9 protein-coding genes are annotated in these 20137 nt (G+C 40.7%); 8 read left to right on the top strand and 1 reads right to left on the bottom strand.

The annotated features are described in order from the left end of the window. Positions 1-402: 402 nt before the first annotated feature. Positions 403-4476: a hybrid sensor histidine kinase/response regulator transcription factor gene (locus tag CLW00_RS08615; RefSeq protein WP_106133271.1), complete on the bottom strand. Its 4074-nt coding sequence runs from the start codon at positions 4474-4476 to the stop codon at positions 403-405. A gap of 250 nt (positions 4477-4726) precedes the next feature. Between CLW00_RS08615 and CLW00_RS08610 the strand changes: the two genes are divergently transcribed. From CLW00_RS08610 to CLW00_RS08575, 8 genes are all read left to right on the top strand, one after another. Beyond that, complete coding sequence (locus tag CLW00_RS08610) at positions 4727-5920, top strand: glycoside hydrolase family 53 protein (RefSeq protein WP_245917203.1); 1194 nt, start codon at positions 4727-4729, stop codon at positions 5918-5920. 26 nt (positions 5921-5946) lie between these two features. Then, positions 5947-8529, top strand: a complete 2583-nt coding sequence (locus CLW00_RS08605; protein ID WP_106133269.1) for a membrane or secreted protein — start codon at positions 5947-5949, stop codon at positions 8527-8529. A gap of 43 nt (positions 8530-8572) precedes the next feature. Continuing rightward, positions 8573-11518 (top strand): SusC/RagA family TonB-linked outer membrane protein, encoded by a 2946-nt coding sequence (locus CLW00_RS08600; protein WP_106133268.1) that lies wholly within the window; start codon positions 8573-8575, stop codon positions 11516-11518. Positions 11519-11576: 58 nt separating this feature from the next. Beyond that, complete coding sequence (locus tag CLW00_RS08595) at positions 11577-13172, top strand: RagB/SusD family nutrient uptake outer membrane protein (RefSeq protein WP_106133267.1); 1596 nt, start codon at positions 11577-11579, stop codon at positions 13170-13172. Between the two features lie 16 nt (positions 13173-13188). Further along, positions 13189-14226: a SusE domain-containing protein gene (locus CLW00_RS08590; RefSeq protein WP_106133266.1), complete on the top strand. Its 1038-nt coding sequence runs from the start codon at positions 13189-13191 to the stop codon at positions 14224-14226. A 234-nt stretch (positions 14227-14460) separates the two neighbouring features. After that, positions 14461-15348, top strand: coding sequence for a WG repeat-containing protein (locus CLW00_RS08585; protein ID WP_106133265.1), 888 nt, complete (start codon positions 14461-14463; stop codon positions 15346-15348). 207 nt (positions 15349-15555) lie between these two features. Continuing rightward, a complete protein-coding gene (locus CLW00_RS08580) occupies positions 15556-15936 on the top strand; it encodes an HYC_CC_PP family protein (protein WP_106133264.1) in 381 nt (126 codons plus the stop codon). Positions 15937-16206: 270 nt separating this feature from the next. After that, complete coding sequence (locus CLW00_RS08575; RefSeq protein ID WP_106133263.1) at positions 16207-20076, top strand: efflux RND transporter permease subunit; 3870 nt, start codon at positions 16207-16209, stop codon at positions 20074-20076. Positions 20077-20137 lie beyond the last annotated feature (61 nt).

The following is a 20137-nucleotide window of genomic DNA, read 5'->3' as shown; positions in this document are numbered from 1 at the left end:
AGGAATTTTCGGAGATCTTGGTTGATAACTGAAGTGTTGAGGATTGATTTTTTTGCATGGCTTCTGTCCAAAGAAAAATATTGTACAAAAGTGCAAGCAAAATCAATAGGAGATATTTATATTTTTGTTTTTTCATAGTCCCAAATCAATCTGAAAGCAAGAATAAGTCAGTTCAGGATTGGCTACAAAAAAATGTGTCGAATGCTACTTATTTTGTGATGAAACTAATATTTACCCCGGATTTTGCATTAGGATTTGTAGTGAGGGTTGAAAAGACAAGAAATTCAGTCCATTGGAGACCTCAGCATAGGGGGGCATGATTATCTCCTAAGCTTTCAGAATCAGCCCGTAATTGAAAAGCTAGTTCAAAATTCGTGAGAAAAGAATAATTATCCCCATTCGCTACCTGCCAGAATAGAGTTCATTTCTAAAGTCTGATGGAGAGGAGGTACTATTTGACTGTTGGAAATCTCTCGGTGACATGTCATATTCTTTTCGGAAGCATTTGGCAAAGTAGGAGAGATTTGAAAACCCAACTTCATACATGATTTCTGATATATTCCCTTCTTTGTTTTTGAGAAGGATGGATGCTTTCTTCAGCCTGTATTTCCGGATGATTTCTTTTGCTGAAAAATGGGTGAGTGATTTTAGTTTTCTATAAAGATGGGCTGTACTCATTCCTATTTCATCACTGAGCAGCTCTACAGTAAAATCCGGGTTTGAAATATTGGCTTCAATGATACTGATGACTTTTTTGATAAACTTGTCGTCCACACTTTCACCCTGGCTTTCCAAAATAGGCTGTGTGATAATTTCTGATTTAAAATAGTTGTGAAGTTCGTCCTTTCTTTTTATCAACTGCTCTATGTTGGCTTTGAGAAGTTCCAGGTCAAATGGTTTGGTCAAATAGGCATCTGCCCCAGTTTTTATTCCTTCTATTTTTTGTGAAGTAAGACTTTTCGCAGTCAGTAAAATCATCCCAATGTGGCTTGTTTTGGGATTTTCCTTGATTTTCTTGCAAAGTGTCAGACCATCCATTACGGGCATCATGATATCGCTGATGATGACTTCGGGAAGGAAGCTTTTGATTTTCTCCAATGCTTCCTGTCCATTGTGTGCTATGACCAAGTGGTAATCCTCTTTGAGGTGGATGCTCAGGTAGTCCACCATGTCAGGATAATCTTCCACAATCAATACAATTGGTTTGCCCGAATCCAAATCATACTGGTATTCCTCAGCACTGTTTCCGCCTTCTTGTTTGCTCGCCAAAAGATTGAGGGCGTTCGACTTTTGTTCTACTTCGAATGGATAATGGATATTGCCCATGGGCAGAATGACTGTGAAACATGCACCTTCTCCGACCTGACTGTCTACTTTTACCTCTCCGTAGTGAAGCTTGGTATATTCTTTGACCATCGATAACCCAATCCCGGAGCCGGTATCTATTTGTTTTGCTTTTCCAGTCTGATAAAAGCGGTCAAATATCTTGTCTTGTTCATCTGATTCTATCCCTATTCCGGTATCATGAATTTGAATTTCGACGCCACCTTTTATATACTTCTCATCTGCCGGATGAGTTTTCAATAGCATTTCAACTGTCCCGGACTCTGAAGTAAATTTAAAGGCATTGGATAGTAGGTTGTACAAAACAGTTTCCAGTTTGTCCCTGTCAGCCCAGATGTAGCAAGTTTCCAAATCAGAATGAAAGCGAAACTGGATTTCATTTCTTGAGGCTTTGTCTACGAACAATTCACATAAGTCTTTACAAAAGCCAACCAAATCAAAACTGGTTACTTTTAGCTCAAGACTATCCTGCTCCAGTTTTCTGAAATCCAAAATCTGATTGACCAAACGTAATAGCCTGTTGGAATTTTTTTCTGCCAATTGAAGCAAGCTCTTGGTCTTCTCATCCATGCTTACCCGATCCAAAGCCTGTTGGATTGGGGGTAAAATCAAACTGATGGGTGTGCGGAGTTCGTGGGAAATATTGGTAAAGAATTGTTGTTTTGTGACAGCTATTTCCTCACTGTGCGCTTTTTCCATTCTTGCTAATTTGACTTCATTTCGTAGGTGGATTCTGCTTGAATAAAACCGCAATGCAAAAACGATGGCTCCTAAGGCTAGAACAAAATAAAAGAAGATGAATAGATTACTCAAAAACAGTGGGGGGTAGATTTCAAAGTCCAATGTCTTTATTTCATCAGACCATATCCCATAGTTGTTGCTCCCCTTCAACCTTAAAGTATATTTTCCAGGTGATAGATTTGAATAGATGGCTGTGTTTCCTGAGCCTGAGGAATAAGACCAATCTTTGTCGTGCCCCTCAAGTTTATAGGCATAGATGTTCTTTTCCGGCTGCCAAAAATGCAAGGAGGAGAAGTCTATGGCTATTGATCTTTGGGAGTAGTGTAGTTTGAGGTCGCTGACAAAGGCAATGTCACTAGGAAGTTCGAAGTCATCATTTGATTTATTGCCAGGCTGAATCAGGGTATTGTTGATACGGATTTTACTGAAGAAAAGTCGGGGCTTGAAGTTGTTGGGTTGCGCATCTGGGGAAATGCTGATGTATCCATTGTCCCCACCAAAATAGAGGTTCCCCATTTTGTCTTTTCCCCAGCAAGCCTCAAAAAAACTTTTGATAGGTAAGCCTTTGTCCAATGGGAAAATTTCAAAGGTATTGTCAGATGGTTGAAACTTGATGATAAATCCTGACGTGGCTCCCCAGATCTGACCTTTGCTGTCTTCGGTGATGCTCGAAAGGACAAAATCTTTTCCAATATGCAATGGGTGAAAAATAGCTTGATCTGTTTGTGGTTGGTATTCTATCAGTCCATTGGTAGTAGCTGCCCATAAGTTTCCTTTTTTGGAAAAATAGAGGGCATTCAAGCTTCTCCGGTTAGATACTTTGTTGAAGGAATTTACGCTGGTATTCCTATGGCTTTGAAGGTCTATTCTGAACAATTCATCGTAATTGACGACCCAAACGGCATTTGCGCCCGTTACCGTTTTTTCAGTCCCATACTCACTTGCCTTTTCAAAAATCAAGCTGCTGATTTCCTTAAAATTTCCACCTACTTTATATAACCCACCTTCCCAAGCGCTCACCCAAAATGTTCCGTCATTTGCCTTGATAAACTTTGCTATATAATTGCTTTCCAAGCCATTTTGCTCTCCAGAGCTGATCGCGTACATTTTCTGATTTTGCTCATCCCATACATTTATCCCGCCTGCTGTACCAATCCATATCCTTCCGAATTCATCTTCTTCAAGCGCATACACATTGTTGAGAAGTATATTCTTTCCAACTCTTGCATGAATATCAAACACCTCCTGTTTGCCTGTCTCTGCATCGATTTTGATCACACCATTGAGGGTAGCCAACCAAATATCTCCCTTTTTGGAAATTAAAATAGATTTTACCTGGCTCCCAATCTTTTGCTGATTGAGGATATGATTCACTTCATGATAGGAATAAAAGCCCCCATACTTATTAAAAAGGCTCAAACCATTGGAGGTGACAAACCAGACAACTCCACCTGAATCCTCAAAAATCTGCATGCTTACATTGCTTCCTATCGAGTAGGGTAACTCCGGATGATGGAACAATTTCTCTACACTCTCGTCCTCAGGTTTGAAAATATTGACACCAAAGTCAGTTCCCATGTAGATGTCGCCGGACTGGGTCAGGTAAATACTTTTGATCACCTCATTGCTAAAACCCGCATTTTCTTCGTTGAAGGTCTCGTATGAACCGGAAGGGATATGCATCCTCACCAAGCCTGTTTCTGTTCCCACCCACAAATAGTCACGGTCTACCTGATCGGGCTTGATGTCCATGATCAAATTGTTTTTGAGACTTGGCTTGTAATTGCCTTTCAATTCGTAAGAGGTGAATTTGCCTTTTCCACTAGGGAGTTTATTGATCCTGTCATAGGTGCCCACCCATAGGTTATCTTCGTGATCCATAAATACAGACCTGACCATATTATGACTCAAGCCGTTTTTTTTCACGTCAAAAGTCTCCATTTCTTCCCCATTAAATCTCAGCAAACCTTTTGTGCTACCAACCCACACAATTCCTTTGGGGTCAAGATACATGGTTCGAATGGCAATGGTGGGATCCAATTCCACGGGGGTAATTTCAAATGTTTTGGAATTAATCCTCGAAAGCCCTTTCCAAGTACCTACCCATATTTCTTCTCCTACGGCCAAAAGTGAGCTGATTTCATTGGCTGCCAAAAGGGGATATTCTTCCTTTCTAAAAATCAAAAAACTATTGCCATCATATCTCGCCACACCATTTGCAGTACCTACCCAGATAAAATCCTCGCTATCCTGTGCAATGGCACTGATGGTATTGGAAGGCAAACCATCACGGGAAGTCAATGTGGTGAAATAAGGGAGTTGTTGACCAAATCCTGCTTCTATGGATATGAAAATTAAAAGTAAATAAAGAAGGTGAGATTTATGTGGCATTTTGGATTGGCGCAGGAGTGACAATTTGGGTATTTCTTTGTTTGAGCAGGAAAATTCTTTAGGGTTCTTGTTTCTTAAGAATATGTTTAATAATACACTTTTTGGCCTAAAATGTAAGATTTGAACGCGGTTATGATTGATTATTGTCTATATCTGTATGATTTGAATCGGTCTGGGGCTAGTATTCAGCGTAATTTTGAGAAGCTGATGTAGTGCATTTATTGCAATTAGTCAAACCCAAAATTACCAAATGATGTCCAGAAATTTACCTGCATTTTTGACACTCCTATTTCTTTCCTCTCTTATGTGTTCCTGTGGAGTGGAACAAACAGAACCTCCCCTTGACCAGGGGACAGGTGAACCGAGTGAAACTGAATTTATTTTTGGGGCTGATTTATCTTACCTTAACCAGATTTTGGATCGGGGTGGAGTATACAAAATGGAGGGGCAGGTAAGAGATCCATATGAGATTTTTTCTCAGATCGGAACGGACATCGCAAGGTTTAGACTATGGCATAACCCGAAATGGACTTCTGAAATTTACGGAGGCAATAATCACCCCACTTATAATGACCTCGAAGATGTAGAAAAATCTATTTCAAGGTCAAAAGCTCAAGGCATGCAGGTCCTGTTGAATTTCCATTTCTCGGACATGTGGGCGGATCCGGAAAGACAGGAAGTTCCGGATTCCTGGAAGCATATCCAAAGCTTGGAAGTTCTTCAAGACTCAGTTTACCAATATACATTAGCCACACTCATACAGCTCGAAGAAAAAGGTCTCACACCCGAATATGTTCAACTAGGCAATGAAACGAATTGCGGAATGATGTATTCCAATGCATTGGAAAATTTCCCCAAGCTAAATGTCTGTGAAGGGAATTGGGCAAACTTCAAAACTGTGATGGCTTCTGCTGTTCAGGCGGTAAAAGATTCACCAAAGGGCAATCATATAAAAATCATCCTGCACGTTGCCGATCCTGTGCATGTGGATTGGTGGTTTGAAAATCTTCAAAGTGGTAGCCCCCTTGATTATGATATCATCGGATTTTCTTATTACCCCCTTTGGCACACTGAGGTGTCCATTTCCCAGCTTTCAAATAAGGTAGCAGCCTTCAAAAGTAAATTTTCGAAGGACATTCTTATGCTCGAAACGGCCTATCCGTGGACTTCAGAGGGAAATGACAGTTACACGAATCTTTTTGGTGGGCAGACTCCGATTCAAGGCTTTCCATTTACGAAAGAAGGTCAATTCGAATTGCTGAAATATATGAGTGAGGAGATGATCGCAGGAGGAGCAATGGGTATGATTTATTGGGAACCGGGATGGATTAGTGCCGATATGAAAGACCTGTGGGGAACAGGCTCCTCATGGGAAAATTGTACTTTCTTTGACTTTGAAGGGGATCTTCATCAAGGTGCAGCTTACATGAAAGAGAATTATTGAGAAAATATTTAAAGCAAAAAGGATTGATGTCTAAAAATTTACAAATCTTACTGGTATTTATAATTTTAATAGCATTGCCTTTCTCGTCCTTTGGGCAAGGAGGTGATCGGTCTTCCGACCGTTTGATAGTCAATGAAAAGGGTTTGTTGTCTTGGAAAAGTGATGGGGTAGAAGCTTCGTTTTTCGGAGTAAATTATTCTACCCCATTCGCTTATGCTTACAGGGCGCACAAGCGCTTGGGAGTAGACCTGGAAGAAGCTATACAAAATGATGTCTACCACATGGCAAGAATGGGGATGCAGGCTTTTCGCGTCCATGTTTGGGATACTGAAATATCAGATATTGAGGGGAACTTGTTAGAAAATGAACACCTTCGATTATTTGATTTCCTTCTTGGTGAACTGAATAGACGTGGCATCAAAACCATCATCACACCGATTGCTTTTTGGGGAAATGGTTATCCAGAACCAAATGAAGATACACCTGGATTTTCTCATTATTACGGCAGGGCAAGGCTTACCACTGATGAGGCTGCCATATTAGCCCAGGAAAATTACCTCACACAATTTTTTGAACATATAAACCCCTACACTGGTATGACCTATCAGGAGGATCCAGGAGTAGTGGCAGTAGAAATCAATAACGAGCCAGATCACAGTGGTCCAAAGTCAGCAGTGACAGCTTATGTCAATAGTTTGCACAGAGCGATTGTGGCTACAAGTTTTGATAAACCGATTTTCTACAATATCAGTCAGGGTCCTTATTATGCAGATGCAGTAGCTAAGTCGAACGTAGATGGTTTTAGTTTTCAATGGTATCCTTCAGGACTGGTGTCCGGAAAGACACTTAAAGAAAATTTCCTACCCCATGTCAATGAGTACCGTATCCCATTTGATAGTATTCCCGAATTCAACGGTAAACCAAAAATGGTGTATGAATTTGATGCAGCCGATATCATGGAACCGTACATGTATCCTGCCATGGCAAGGAGTTTCAGGGAAGCGGGATTTCAGTGGGCTACACAATTTGCTTATGACCCTCTGCATATTGCACATACCAATACAGAATATCAGACCCACTATTTGAATCTTTTGTATACGCCTCGAAAAGCCATCAGCATGTTGATAGCGGCAAATGCATTCACACAACTTCCTCTGGGAAAAAGCTACGGTAGTTTCCCTGAAAATAACTCCTTTGAAGCATTTGAGGTGAGTTTTGATAAAGGGAGTAGTGAAATGAATACGAATGATGCATTTTACCATACAGATAATACGAGTACAGCAGCCCTTGAACCTGCCAAACTGAAGCACATTGCGGGCGTGGGTTCATCTCCTCTAGTCCAATATAATGGCAATGGGGCTTATTTTTTAGATGAGGTTGAAGAGGGAATATGGAGACTTGAAGTATTGCCCGATGCCATACAAATCAGAGATCCTTTTGCCAAAACTTCCCCGGAGCGGTCAGTTACTGAGCTTCAATGGTATAGGCATGACATGGAGATTAACCTGAGTCAATTGGGTATAAATTTCAATGTAATTCCCCTCAATTCAGGAAATGATTTCGCACCTTTGGTGGAGAATGGAAGGTTTGAGATCTATCCAGGAACGTATTTACTCACAAAAGAGGGGGAAGAGCTTTTCAATCAAAAAGATGTACAGATTGGAAATATTGGGCTCAGGGAGTTTGTAGCTCCAAAAAAAGAAAATGGCGATATTAAAGTTTACCACCAAGCGCCTTATGAAGTTTCTGCCAGCGATGATTTTCATGTAACTGCATCTGTCATAGTGGAAGGCCAAGCTGATGTGATGCTTAGCTATCGCGGGTTAAGTGGCCCTTCCAAAAACATCAAAATGACCAAAACAGCCACATATACTTATGAGGCGAAGATTTTGGAGGAGGACCTCAGGCCAGGGATATTGGATTATTGGATCAAGGTAGATTCAAATGACGATACAGTCATATTTCCCGAAAATATTTCACAAGTAAGTCTTGACTGGTACTCAGAATACCCCAATTCTTATAGAACATTCGTCGCAAGTGAAAATTCCGACATCATCGTTTTTGACCCATCTAAGGATCGGAATATTCAGATTTATCCCAATTACGATAAGGGCTTTAGTACAGGATTGATTGCAGGAAATCAATCAGGTAAGCTGCATTTATTGCTCAATGTGATCAACCCTTCTGATAATGAATTGATTGGACTTCAGTATGATATCAAGGAGAAACTAGCCAATCGTCTAACAGATGCGGAGTGTTTTGTTATGATTGAAGTGGAGGCTAGGGTGTTGGGAAAGGAAGCCCAAAAGCTAAAAGTTGGAATTACAGACAAAGAAGGTAGGGCATGGACTTCACATGTTTCGATCAATGAGAAGCTGGGGAAATACCAGATTCCATTTTCAGATTTAAGTCAGGAATCTGCTATGTTATTACCAAGACCATTCCCTGGATTTATGCCATTGCACCTGAATCATGTGAAGAAAGCGAAAGAGATCAATTGGTCAGATGTAGAAAAAATACAGATCAGTTTGGAACAAACTGAAGACAATAGGCAATCAGAAAATTCTTATACCATAGAGGTTGGTAAAATTCTGATTAAAGTAAAGTGATAACAAATAGATTAAATCAACAATTAACCTAAATAAAAATGATATGCGGAAAGGTTTTACGCTAATTAAACTATCAGTGTATATGGCCATGTTTATGTGTTGGCAAATGGCCCACGCACAGCAAAGGACCGTAACCGGGAAGGTTTTGGACAGTGAGTCCGAAGAAGAAATGCCTTTCGTAAATGTAACAGTGAAAGGAACAGATATCGGAGTGATTTCTGACATAGATGGTAATTTCTCTATCAATGTCAATTCTTCTGAGGATGTACTAGTTTTTTCTTTTATTGGATATGGCAGAAAAGAAGTCAGGGTTGGAAATCAGTCTGACATTACTGTTCAGTTAAATCCTGAGACGGCACAGCTCAATGAAATTGTTGTGATTGGTTATGGTACACAGCGAAAATCTGATATTACAGGGTCTGTAGGTTCTGTGAGCAGAGAGGATTTCAACGTTGGGCAAGTGACCAATGCAGAACAATTGATCACAGGTAAAATTGCAGGTGTCCAAATCACACCAAACTCAGGTGCTCCTGGGGCAGGTGGTAGAATCAGGATCAGGGGAGGTTCTTCATTGAATGCCAATAATGACCCCCTTATTGTGATTGATGGAGTGCCATTGGACAATTCTTCAGTAGCTGGAGCTTCCAATCCACTTAGCTTTTTGAACCCAAATGATATCGAAACATTCGATGTGCTTAAAGATGCTTCGGCAACAGCGATTTATGGTTCAAGGGCTTCCAATGGTGTGATTTTGATTACAACAAGAAAAGGTAAAAAAGGACAAGATCTGAGTCTGAATGTAAGTTCCTTGGTTTCGGTATCACAGATTGCTAATAATGTAGATGTACTCAACCCAGACCAATACAGAGAACAAGTGGGAGCACAAGCTTCGCCTTCTCAGCGTGCATTGCTTGGGGATGCCAGTACCAATTGGCAGGATGCAATTTTTAGGGATGCTATCAGTATTGATAACAATGTCAGCCTAAGTGGTTCGATGAACGGGATTCCATACAGACTTTCAGTAGGTAACCTAGAGCAAAATGGTGTTCTCAAAAGAGATAACCTAAACAGGACCACTGCGGCTTTAAGTTTAACTCCCAGCTTATTTAACGATCAGCTGAAAATCAACTTCAATGTCAGAGGGACATATTCTGTCAGTCAATTTGCAGATCAAGGTGCCATCGGTGCAGCTGCAGCATTTGACCCAACCCAACCTATTTATGATCCGGAAGGATTTGGTGGATTCTGGGAATGGCTAAATGAAGACGGGTCTCCTCAAACTTTGGCTCCGAGAAACCCAGTGGGTTTGCTTGAACAAAGAGATGACAGGGGTGAGGTTAAAAGAAGTATAGGTAACCTTCAATTGGACTATGCAGTCCCTTTTTTGGAAGGTCTTCGTGCCAACCTGAATTTGGGTTATGATGTCAGTGAAAGTGACGGGACAGTGATGATCCCATCTACTTCTGCTGCAGGAGTCAATGAAGGAGGTTCTATTTTAAACTATGCTCAAAACAAAAGGAACCTTTTGGCTGATTTCTATTTGAACTACATTCGTGAAATGGGAAGTGCCGGAAGGCTTGATGTGACAGCTGGTTATTCATGGCAGGACTTTATGATAGAGAATCCTTCTTTTCCAAGGTTCAATGAGGCTGGAACGGTACTTACTCCTGCAGGTGTGGAAACAAGGCCGCAATACAGGTTGATCTCTTTTTTCGGCAGAGCCAATTATAGTCTAAAAGACAGGTACTTGCTGACAGCAACTTTGAGAACAGACGGATCTTCCAGATTCAGTCAGGAAAATAGATGGGGTGTTTTCCCTTCAGTAGCAGCAGCTTGGAGAATCAGTGAGGAAGATTTCCTTATCAACAACAACGCTATCACTGACTTGAAATTGAGGTTGGGATATGGCGTGACAGGTCAGCAGGATATAGGTTCCTTTTTCCCTTACTTGCCAAGATATACCTTCAGTGATGACGCTGCAAGATATAGGTTCGGCAACAACTTCTTCAATACCCTGAGACCGGAAGGTTATGATAGAAATATCAAATGGGAAGAAACAGTGACATACAATGCGGGTTTGGATTATGAATTTTTCAATGGGAAATTTTATGGTAGCTTGGATTATTACTATAGAAGAACCAATGACCTTCTTGCAGTAATTCCGGTACCTGCGGGGACCAACCTGACCAATCAATTGTTTACCAATGTTGGAAATATTGAAAGCTATGGCTTTGAGGCTGGATTGACATACAATGTGGTGCGAACAAACGAATTGAACTGGGACATCGGAGGGAACTTCACCTATAATAGGGTAAACATCCTTAGCCTGAGCAATGTGGCAGAAGATGCCGTAGGTATTTTAGTAGGTGGAATCGGTGGAGGAACCGGTAATACCATTCAGGTGAATACTGTAGGCTTTCAGCCAAACTCCTTTTATGTGTGGGATCAGGTGTATGGATCTGACGGTGCTCCTCTGGAAAATGTCTACGTAGATCAGAATGGAGATGGAATTGTCAACGAACAGGATTTAGTAAGACAAGGATTTCCTGATCCAAGGTATTTCTTTGGATTCAATTCACAGGTAAGGTACAGAAACTGGGACTTTGGATTTGTGATGAGAGGAAACATAGGACAGACAGTATACAATAACGTAAGGTCTTCAAGTGGTGCTTATCAAAGCTTGAGGTGGCCTGATTATTTGCTGAACATGACTTCGGATGTGATGGATACCAATTTTCAGAACTATAGGCTAAGATCCAGTCATTACTTGGAAAATGCCTCTTTCCTGAGAATGGAAAATATCAATGTGGGTTACAACTTTGGAAATGTTTTCGCTTCAAAAGTTAGCTTACAAGTCAACGCAACGGTCCAGAATGCCTTCGTCATTACAGGCTATTCTGGTATTGATCCAGAAATTCCAGGTGGGATAGATAACAATTTCTATCCATTCCCAAGAATTTTCTCATTCGGTGTAAACTTTGGCTTTTAAATCACAGCATGGATAAACATCATATTTGAATTTGATTCATGTTAAAAACACATTAAAGATGAAAAGTAGATTTATTAATAAAATAGCAATCATGATGGTAACTGTGTTTACCATTGGAGGTTGTACAGATCTTGATCTGGAGCCATTCGGGGAATTCACCTCAGTTCAGGTTTATCAGGATTTCGATAATTATGTACAGGTGCTTGCAAAAATGTATGCTGGCCTTGCTACAAGTGGTCAGTCAGGACCTGATGGCAGAGGCGATATTGGTGGACAGGATGAAGGTGCTTCCACTTACCTAAGGGCTTATTGGAAATTGCAGGAGTTACCAACAGATGAGGCCATCATTTCATGGAATGATGAAGGCTTGCCTAGTTTGAATACCTTGACATTCTCTTCAGACAATGGCTTTATAGCTGCCATGTATTACAGGATTTTTTATCAAATCACTTTGGCAAATGAATTCATCAGAGAATTGAGTGATGCCAATATGAACGATAGAGGTATTTCTGAAGCCGATCAACAATCAGCAAGGATGTACCGGCTTGAAGCAAGGTTCCTCAGGGCCTTGAGTTATTACCATGCTTTGGACTTGTATGGGAATGTTCCATTTGTTACCGAACAGGATGTAGTAGGCTCGTTTTTCCCAGAGCAGACCAACAGACAAGATTTGTTCTCTTACATAGAGTCAGAACTGTTGGATATCATTCCTAACCTTATGCCTGCCGGTCAGAATGAGTATGCAAGAGCAGATCAAGCAGCAGCTAGGATGCTTTTGGCGAAAATGTACCTGAATGCCGAAGTTTATACTGGGCAGTCTAGGTATACTGAAGTCATTACCCAAGTCAATGAAGTAATCAATGCAGGATATTCTTTAGAGCCTGATTACAACCATTTGTTTTTTGCAGACAACGACCAATCCAATGAGATCATATTCCCCATTTCTTTTGATCAAGTCAGTACGATGTCTTGGGGAGGTGCTACCTTCTTGGTGAATGCCGCTATCGGAGGAACCATGCGTAACTTTTACAGCTTTGGGGTGCCGGGCCAATGGCAAGGTATGAGAGCAAGACCTGAATTGGTAAGGCTTTACCCCAATACTAATGGTTCACCTGATGCAAGAGGCTGGTTCCATACAGACGAACAGCAGATTGATGTAGAAAACATCAGTAATTTTCAGGATGGTTATGGTGTGCTTAAATTTAGAAATATCACAAAAGATACTGGAGACAGACCGGGAGGTCCAGTGAGTGACCATGTGAGTGTCGATTTTCCATTGTTTAGATTGGCAGATGCGTATTTGATGTATGCTGAGGCAGTGCTAAGAGGCGGATCTGGAGGCACAGAGACAGAAGCAATTTCTTATATCAACGCGCTGAGAGAAAGGGCTTATGGAAATTCTGAAGGAAATATTTCTGCCGCTGATTTTACGTTGGATTTTATCCTAGATGAGCGGGGCAGAGAGATGAAGTGGGAAGCTACAAGGAGAATCGATTTGATCAGATTTGGAAGATTTACAGGAGGAGAATACATATGGCAATGGAAAGGTGGAACATTTGAAGGTACTTCAGTGCCGGCGTTCAGAAACTTGTATCCTTTGCCACAGGCTGATTTGATCGCCAATCCAACTTTAGAACAAAACCCTGGATATTAATTAAAATAAAAAATCCATGAAAAATATTAAAATACTATACCTCGTGTTATTAGGACTGTCAATGAGTTGGGCCTGTACCGAAGAAGAAAGAACGGTGATGTCGGATAATCCCGATAGTCCTGTGCTGACTAGTCCTGCTTCAGGACAAAGTATTGTTTTGGACAGCGAAACTGCATCTGAACAGTTAGTATTCAGTTTTGACCCAGCCAATTTTGGTTTTTCTGCAGCAGTGAATTATACTGTTCAACTAGCAGAAGCAGGAACTTCATTTGCGGACCCACTAGATGTTGGGAATTCCAATGGTTCTGATGTTACCATCACCCAAGCAAGTTTAAATCAAAGATTAATTGGGAGGGGTTATGAGCCTGAAGAGGGTATTCAAATGGATGTCAGGGTAAGAGCGAGTCTTGGTGATGCTGTAGATCCAGTCTTTTCTGAAGTGTCTACCATTTCGGTGACACCTTTTTCAGAGGCATTGGAATTTACCAGAATGTATGTACCGGGCGACTATCAAGGCTGGGCTCCCGAAAATGAAAACACTGTATTGTTTTCAGTTAACAATGACAACGTGTTTGAGGGTTATGTCCATATCCTTGGAGGTTCTGGTGCCTTTAAAGTGAATGAAGGGCCAAACTGGGATGTCAATTATGGCGGTGAAAACGGAACCCTGGAAAGAAACGGACCCGACTTGATCGTGACCGAACCTTTCGGGACATTTAGGTTGAAAGTAGATTTGAACAACCTGACTTATGAAATTGGTACTAGAAGACCTTGGGGGATTATTGGGGATGCGACACCTCTTGGATGGGATGCTGATACACCGATGGAATTTGATCCTGTGGAAAATGTATTGACCATCACCTTGGATTTGGTAGCTGGTAATTTCAAATTCAGAGCTGGAGATTGGGCTTTCAATTATGGAGATACTGGAATGGATGGCGTACTGAATCCAGACGGATCAGATATTCCTATTGCAGATGATGGGAATTATACCATTACCATGGATTGGAAAGTGCCAGGTGAAATCACCTATGAATTGATCAAAAACGATTGATGTAAAAAATTTATGTACTGAAGAAACCAATTAGTGAGGTTTCTTCAGTACATAAAATCAAATAACCAAAGTGGAATTTTTTTGGGATTGCCATATTCAATATCATCTGCAGCTATAAAGCTGTTTTTGACTCCCTGAATTTGCTCGGTAGTTTTATTTTTCCCACCTACTTCAAAGATGTATTTCTATCAATCCTGAAATTACCATCTTTTACATATTCCACTGTATGGGAATATGAAAGCTGATGTCGGGTTTTCTGAGGATAGTTCGAGAAAACTTACAATACATTATTTTAATGATCAATTTGAAGAAGTTTTGCGAATGGACCAACAAGATTACACCAGTGTAATAGGTGCTTCAAATTTTAGTGACCTAAATAAATTTTTTATTTCGTCAAATATTTTCTCTGTTACATCTTCATTTTTTGCACCTTCAGAAGGTTTGATCAAGATTTATAATCCCTTAAGTAAAAAATTTGGATTTATAAATTCTGACAAAGAGCTTGTTGTTGATTTTAAGTTTAAGGATGCATCATCTTTTAGTGAAGGGTTAGCAATTGTTCAGGATGAATTTGATAATTGGGGCGCAATCGATAAAAATGGAGAAATGATTATTGATTTTATTTTTTCTAAAAAACCATCTGATTTTAAAGATGGTCTATCTAAAGTTCAATCTAGCAATTGGAAATTTGGGTATGTGAATATGGATGGGGAAAAAGTTATAGAACCTGAATTCAGTGATGGAACTTCATTTTTTAAAGATCATGCTCTTGTCAATAATGGGAACGGTGAATTAATTCTTATCGATAAAAGTGGAAGTGTAATCTCAAATTTTGGTAGATATATAAGCTTTTTGGATAAGGATGCTGATGGTTACTCACCTACTTTGATACAATTGATGAATTTTGGGAAGGGAGTTTTTAAAAAGGGCTTGTCCTATGGACTCATTGATGTAGAAGGCAAAATATTGATCGATTTTAATTTTAAACTCATCAATTATTTTGATGGATTACATGCTCTAGGCCATAAATCAGAATTTATCAATGGCAAAACAAAACATGACTATGGACTAATTGATGAAGTAGGGAATTTTATCATTATGATTGAAAAAAATGAGTTTTAAAAATGACTGTTGGAATGGTATATTTAATATAAAGTTCAAGTCAGCAGTTTTGAGAAACTCCGGGAGATATGGTTCATTCCACTATCATTTCTGACGGTTCTGCCCGACATTGGCTTTTAAGATTTCAGTATATTTTATAAACTCCCACAAAAATTCTGTACATTTAATACAGTAAACTTATTTACATTTGTTTCGTAATTACCAATCGTGAAGTCATTTATCAAAATAGCACTCCTTGTATTCTATGTGTTTTTTAACGCAGGGCTGAGCTATTCCATGCATTTCTGTGGAGATGACTTCCAAAGGATCAATGTTTTTGCTGAATACAAAACCTGCTGTGAGTCCAATACTCCCATGCAAGGCTGCTGTGATGATGTTTCCAATTTGGAACTTCCGAATACTGAACAGCAACTCTCTACAGTTTTGAATTTTCAACCTTTTGGTTTTGATTATGTAGATTTGGCCTTTAATACGGAATTGTTCAAAGTAAGGAACAATGATAAAGAGGTGACAACTTTTGCTGATTCCTCACCTCCAACATTACAAAATACACCGATTTATATTTTTTGTCAGGTATTCCTGATATGATTTTTTCTTTCTAATGAGTGTGGTTTGAATTACCACAAAGTCACTAAGGCACAAAGAGAATTAGAATTTTCTTCTTGATAAAAAGTAGATTTTGAAGGATTTAAAGGTTGAAAACCTGTCAGGTCTATTTCCTAACCCTTTATCTCCTTTCAAATTTTAGTTTAAGGCTTGCTGCTAGTCAGTAATATCCAATAATATCTAGTATCCATAAATATCTGTTTCTACTTGAATGAAGTATTTCAGGTTAGAAAAAAGTTAGTTTCAGAAACTATGCTTAATAAAACAATAAAATTCTTTCTCGAAAATAAACTGGTCACAGTCATACTACTCGTCCTTGTAGTGGCATGGGGGATAGTGACTGCTCCATTCAACTGGAACACTGGCTTCCTGCCCAACGACCCTGTACCAGTAGATGCCATTCCGGATATCGGGGAAAACCAGCAGATCGTCTTTACCGATTGGATGGGACGTTCTCCTCAGGATGTCGAAGATCAGATTACCTATCCTTTGACTACTTCTCTACTTGGGATGCCTGGGGTGAAATCCATCCGAAGCACTTCTATGTTTGGCTTTTCTTCGATCTATATCATTTTTGACGAGGAAATTGAGTTTTACTGGAGTCGCTCCAGAATCCTGGAAAAGCTCAACTCTTTGCCTTCAGGATTGCTTCCTGAAGGAGTACAACCCAAACTTGGTCCTGATGCTACTGGATTAGGACAAGTCTATTTCTATACACTTGAAGGAAGAGATGAAAAGGGTAATCCTGCAGGTGGATGGGACCTGCACGAACTCAGAAGTATCCAGGATTATTATGTGAGATATGGTCTCGCAGGCACAGAAGGCGTAGCGGAAGTAGCCAGTATTGGTGGACATGTCAAGGAGTATCAAGTGGATTTGGATCCTGTGGCCATGAAAGCCCACAACGTTTCCATGATGCAGGTAATGAACGCCATCAAGCAATCCAATCTGGACATTGGTGCCAATACCATGGAAATCAATCAGGTGGAGTTTATCGTCCGTGGACTGGGCTATGTGAAATCCTTAGAAGACATTGAGAAAGCTGTAGTAAAGGTGAGCAACAACGTTCCCTTGCGCATCAAAGATATCGCCAAAGTCAACATTGGGCCTGCAAGCCGTGCCGAAAGAGCAATATTGGACAAAGGAGGTGCGGAAGCAGTTGGTGGTGTAGTTGTTGCCCGTTACGGAGATAATCCTTTACAAGTCATCGATGCCATCAAAGCCAAAATTGAAGAGATCTCTCCAGGTCTTCCTACCAAAACACTGGAAGATGGTACGGTTTCTAAAGTGACCATAGTGCCTTTTTATGATCGTTCGGGTCTGATAAAAGAAACCTTGAGCACCCTCAATGAAGCCATCAGTCTTCAAATCCTGATTACCATCATTGTGATCATGGTGATGGTGTATAACCTCAGGGCTTCCCTCTTGATTTCTGCACTTCTGCCTTTGGCTGTTTTGATGTGCTTTATCATGATGAAGTATGTGGGCGTGGATGCCAATATTGTGGCACTTTCAGGGATTGCCATTGCCATTGGAACAATGGTGGATTTGGGGATTATTCTAAATGAAAATATTCTCCGCCATCTTGAAGAATCAGGGGATAAAAAAACCAAACTTCAGATAATATATGAAGCTACTACTGAAGTGAGTTCGGCAATCCTGACTGCGGTGATGACTACGATTGTGAGTTTCTTACCTGTCTTCACGCTCCAAGCGGCAGAAGGCAAACTTTTTGGTCCTTTGGCTTACACCAAGACTTTCGCTTTGATAGCGGCTTTGATTTTTACTTTGGTATTTATGCCAGCCTTTGCCCATTGGGTTTTCGGAGCCAAGGTGAAATCCAAGAATTACAGGACAATTCTCAATTTCTTGATGGCTTTTGCTGGCTTGATTTTGTTGTTCTATTTCCCTTGGGCAGGATGGGTTTTGTTGGCCTTTGCAGCCAATCAATTGATCCATCATTTCTTTCCAAAGCAGACACAAAACGGGAAATATAAAAATCAGATAGCCATGTTGATTGCTGTCGTGGCTGTTTCCGTTTTACTGGCTTTTGAATGGAGGCCATTAGGACTGACGCAATCAGTATTTGTGAATTTTCTTTTCATTGCCTTAGTCTTGGGTTTGGTTTTGGGACTTTTCTCTTTATTTATCCGCTTCTATGCCCACATGTTGAAATGGTGCCTGGAGCATGCGAGGGTATTTCTTTTGCTTCCTGCATTGATCATTCTCTTTGCCGCAAATGTCTGGTTAGGGTTCAATAGCATTTTTGGCTTTGTCGCCAAGGGTTTTGACCAAGTAGGCTGGAATATACGGACTACTTCTGTTTGGTCTGGACTTACACATGCACTTCCGGGGATGGGCAAAGAGTTTATGCCTGCATTGAACGAGGGGTCTTTTCTATTGATGCCGACTTCTATGCCACATTCAGGTGTGGAGGCCAATATGCAGATAGTGAAGCAACTGGATATGCTGGTTCAGGCGATTCCTGAAGTGGAAATGGTGGTTGGAAAAGCTGGAAGAGCAGAGAGCCCATTGGATCCGGCGCCTATGTCCATGTACGAAAACATCATCAATTACAAAACCGAGTACCTGCAAGATGATGATGCCCGCAAACTCAGGTTCAAGGTCAATAGAGACGGCAATTATCAGGTACTGGTCAATGATAAATACTGGTGGTATGATCGTAGCGATGGTGCCATTTGGGATGATGACAAGAATTATATGGAAGAAGCCCAAAGAAGGGCAATAACTCGAAATATTTCCAAATACTTGGTTTCCGATGAAAGAAGAGGACAATACTTCCGTCAATGGAGGGATGAAATCCAAACGCCAGATGATATCTGGGATGAAATACAAATCCGTACTTCAAACCTTCCTGGAGTAACTTCTGCGCCAAAGCTACAGCCTATCGAAACCCGATTGGTGATGTTGCAGACAGGTATGCGTGCCCCTATGGGTATGAAAGTCTATGGGCCAGATTTGGAGACAATTGAGAATTTCAGTCTCAAACTGGAATCACTGCTCAAAGAAGTACCTTCAGTCAAATCTGAGGCAGTATTTGCTGACCGATCACTAGGTAAGCCATATATGGAAATCGATCTGGATAGGACCCAATTGGGCAGGTACGGGCTGAATATTGCCGATGTGCAGGAATTTATAGAAGTGGCTATTGGAGGTATGACGCTAAGTACCACGGTAGAAGGAAGGGAGCGATATGCTATCCGGGCCAGGTATGCCAGGGAATACAGGGACGATCCTGAGGCTTTGAGACGAATTTTGGTCAGCACACCCACAGGTGCTCAGATTCCTTTGGGTCAATTGGCAGAAATCAACTACCGTCCAGGTCCGATGATGATTCGAGGCGAAAATACCTTCTTGGTGGGCTATGTCCTGTTTGATAAAAGAGATGGTTTTGCCGAAGGAACCGTAGTGGATAATGCCAAGGATTTTATTATACAGAAGATAAATTCTGGAGAATTGGAAGTGCCGGCAGGAGTCTCCTATACCTTCTCTGGAAGCTATGAAAATCAAATCCGCGCTGAAAAACGATTGGCCATTGTCATTCCCCTTTCATTAGCAGTGATCTTCTTGATCTTGTACTTGCAGTTCAGGTCTACTGCCATGGTCTTGATGATTTTCTCTGCCATAGCCATGGCCTTTTCGGGAGGTTTTCTGATGCTTTGGTTATATGGTCAGGGTTGGTTCTTTGATTTCAGTTTCATGGGAACCAACATGCGGGAACTCTTTCAAATGCGGACATTCAACCTTTCTGTGGCAGTTTGGGTAGGTTTCATTGCCCTCTTTGGTATTGCCACAGATGATGGGGTAGTCATGGGGACATACTTGAAACAAAGTTTTGAAAGCATCAAACCTGAAAATGTAAAAGAAGTCCGAAAAGCAGTCTTGGAAGCTGGTCTGAAAAGGGTAAGGCCCTGTCTGATGACCTCAGCTACTACTTTATTGGCTCTATTGCCAGTTCTCACAAGTTCAGGAAGAGGTTCTGACATCATGATCCCAATGGCTATTCCAGCTTTTGGGGGGATGACCGTGGCATTGATTTCACTGTTTATTGTTCCGGTGCTTTATGGGAAATTTAAGGAGTATCAAGTTGGTAAAAATTAGGGTTTTGATATTAGTTGATACTTGATATTGGTAGATATTGGTCTTGATATCAGTCGTTTGG

Origin of the sequence: Mongoliibacter ruber (genome assembly GCF_003003005.1) — a bacterium.
Classification (GTDB): Bacteria; Bacteroidota; Bacteroidia; order Cytophagales; family Cyclobacteriaceae; genus Mongoliibacter; species Mongoliibacter ruber.
This window is presented reverse-complemented; position numbering and strand designations above follow the sequence as displayed.

What these genes read in the sequence shown, in the direction of transcription:
- CLW00_RS08610 (WP_245917203.1), top strand. Translation starts at nt 4,727, where the DNA reads ATGATGTCCAGAAATTTACCTGCATTTTTGACACTCCTATTTCTTTCC.
- CLW00_RS08600 (WP_106133268.1), top strand. Translation starts at nt 8,573, where the DNA reads ATGCGGAAAGGTTTTACGCTAATTAAACTATCAGTGTATATGGCCATG.
- CLW00_RS08590 (WP_106133266.1), top strand. Translation starts at nt 13,189, where the DNA reads ATGAAAAATATTAAAATACTATACCTCGTGTTATTAGGACTGTCAATG.
- CLW00_RS08605 (WP_106133269.1), top strand. Translation starts at nt 5,947, where the DNA reads ATGTCTAAAAATTTACAAATCTTACTGGTATTTATAATTTTAATAGCA.
- CLW00_RS08585 (WP_106133265.1), top strand. Translation starts at nt 14,461, where the DNA reads ATGAAAGCTGATGTCGGGTTTTCTGAGGATAGTTCGAGAAAACTTACA.
- CLW00_RS08595 (WP_106133267.1), top strand. Translation starts at nt 11,577, where the DNA reads ATGAAAAGTAGATTTATTAATAAAATAGCAATCATGATGGTAACTGTG.
- CLW00_RS08615 (WP_106133271.1), bottom strand. Translation starts at nt 4,476, where the DNA reads ATGCCACATAAATCTCACCTTCTTTATTTACTTTTAATTTTCATATCC.
- CLW00_RS08575 (WP_106133263.1), top strand. Translation starts at nt 16,207, where the DNA reads ATGCTTAATAAAACAATAAAATTCTTTCTCGAAAATAAACTGGTCACA.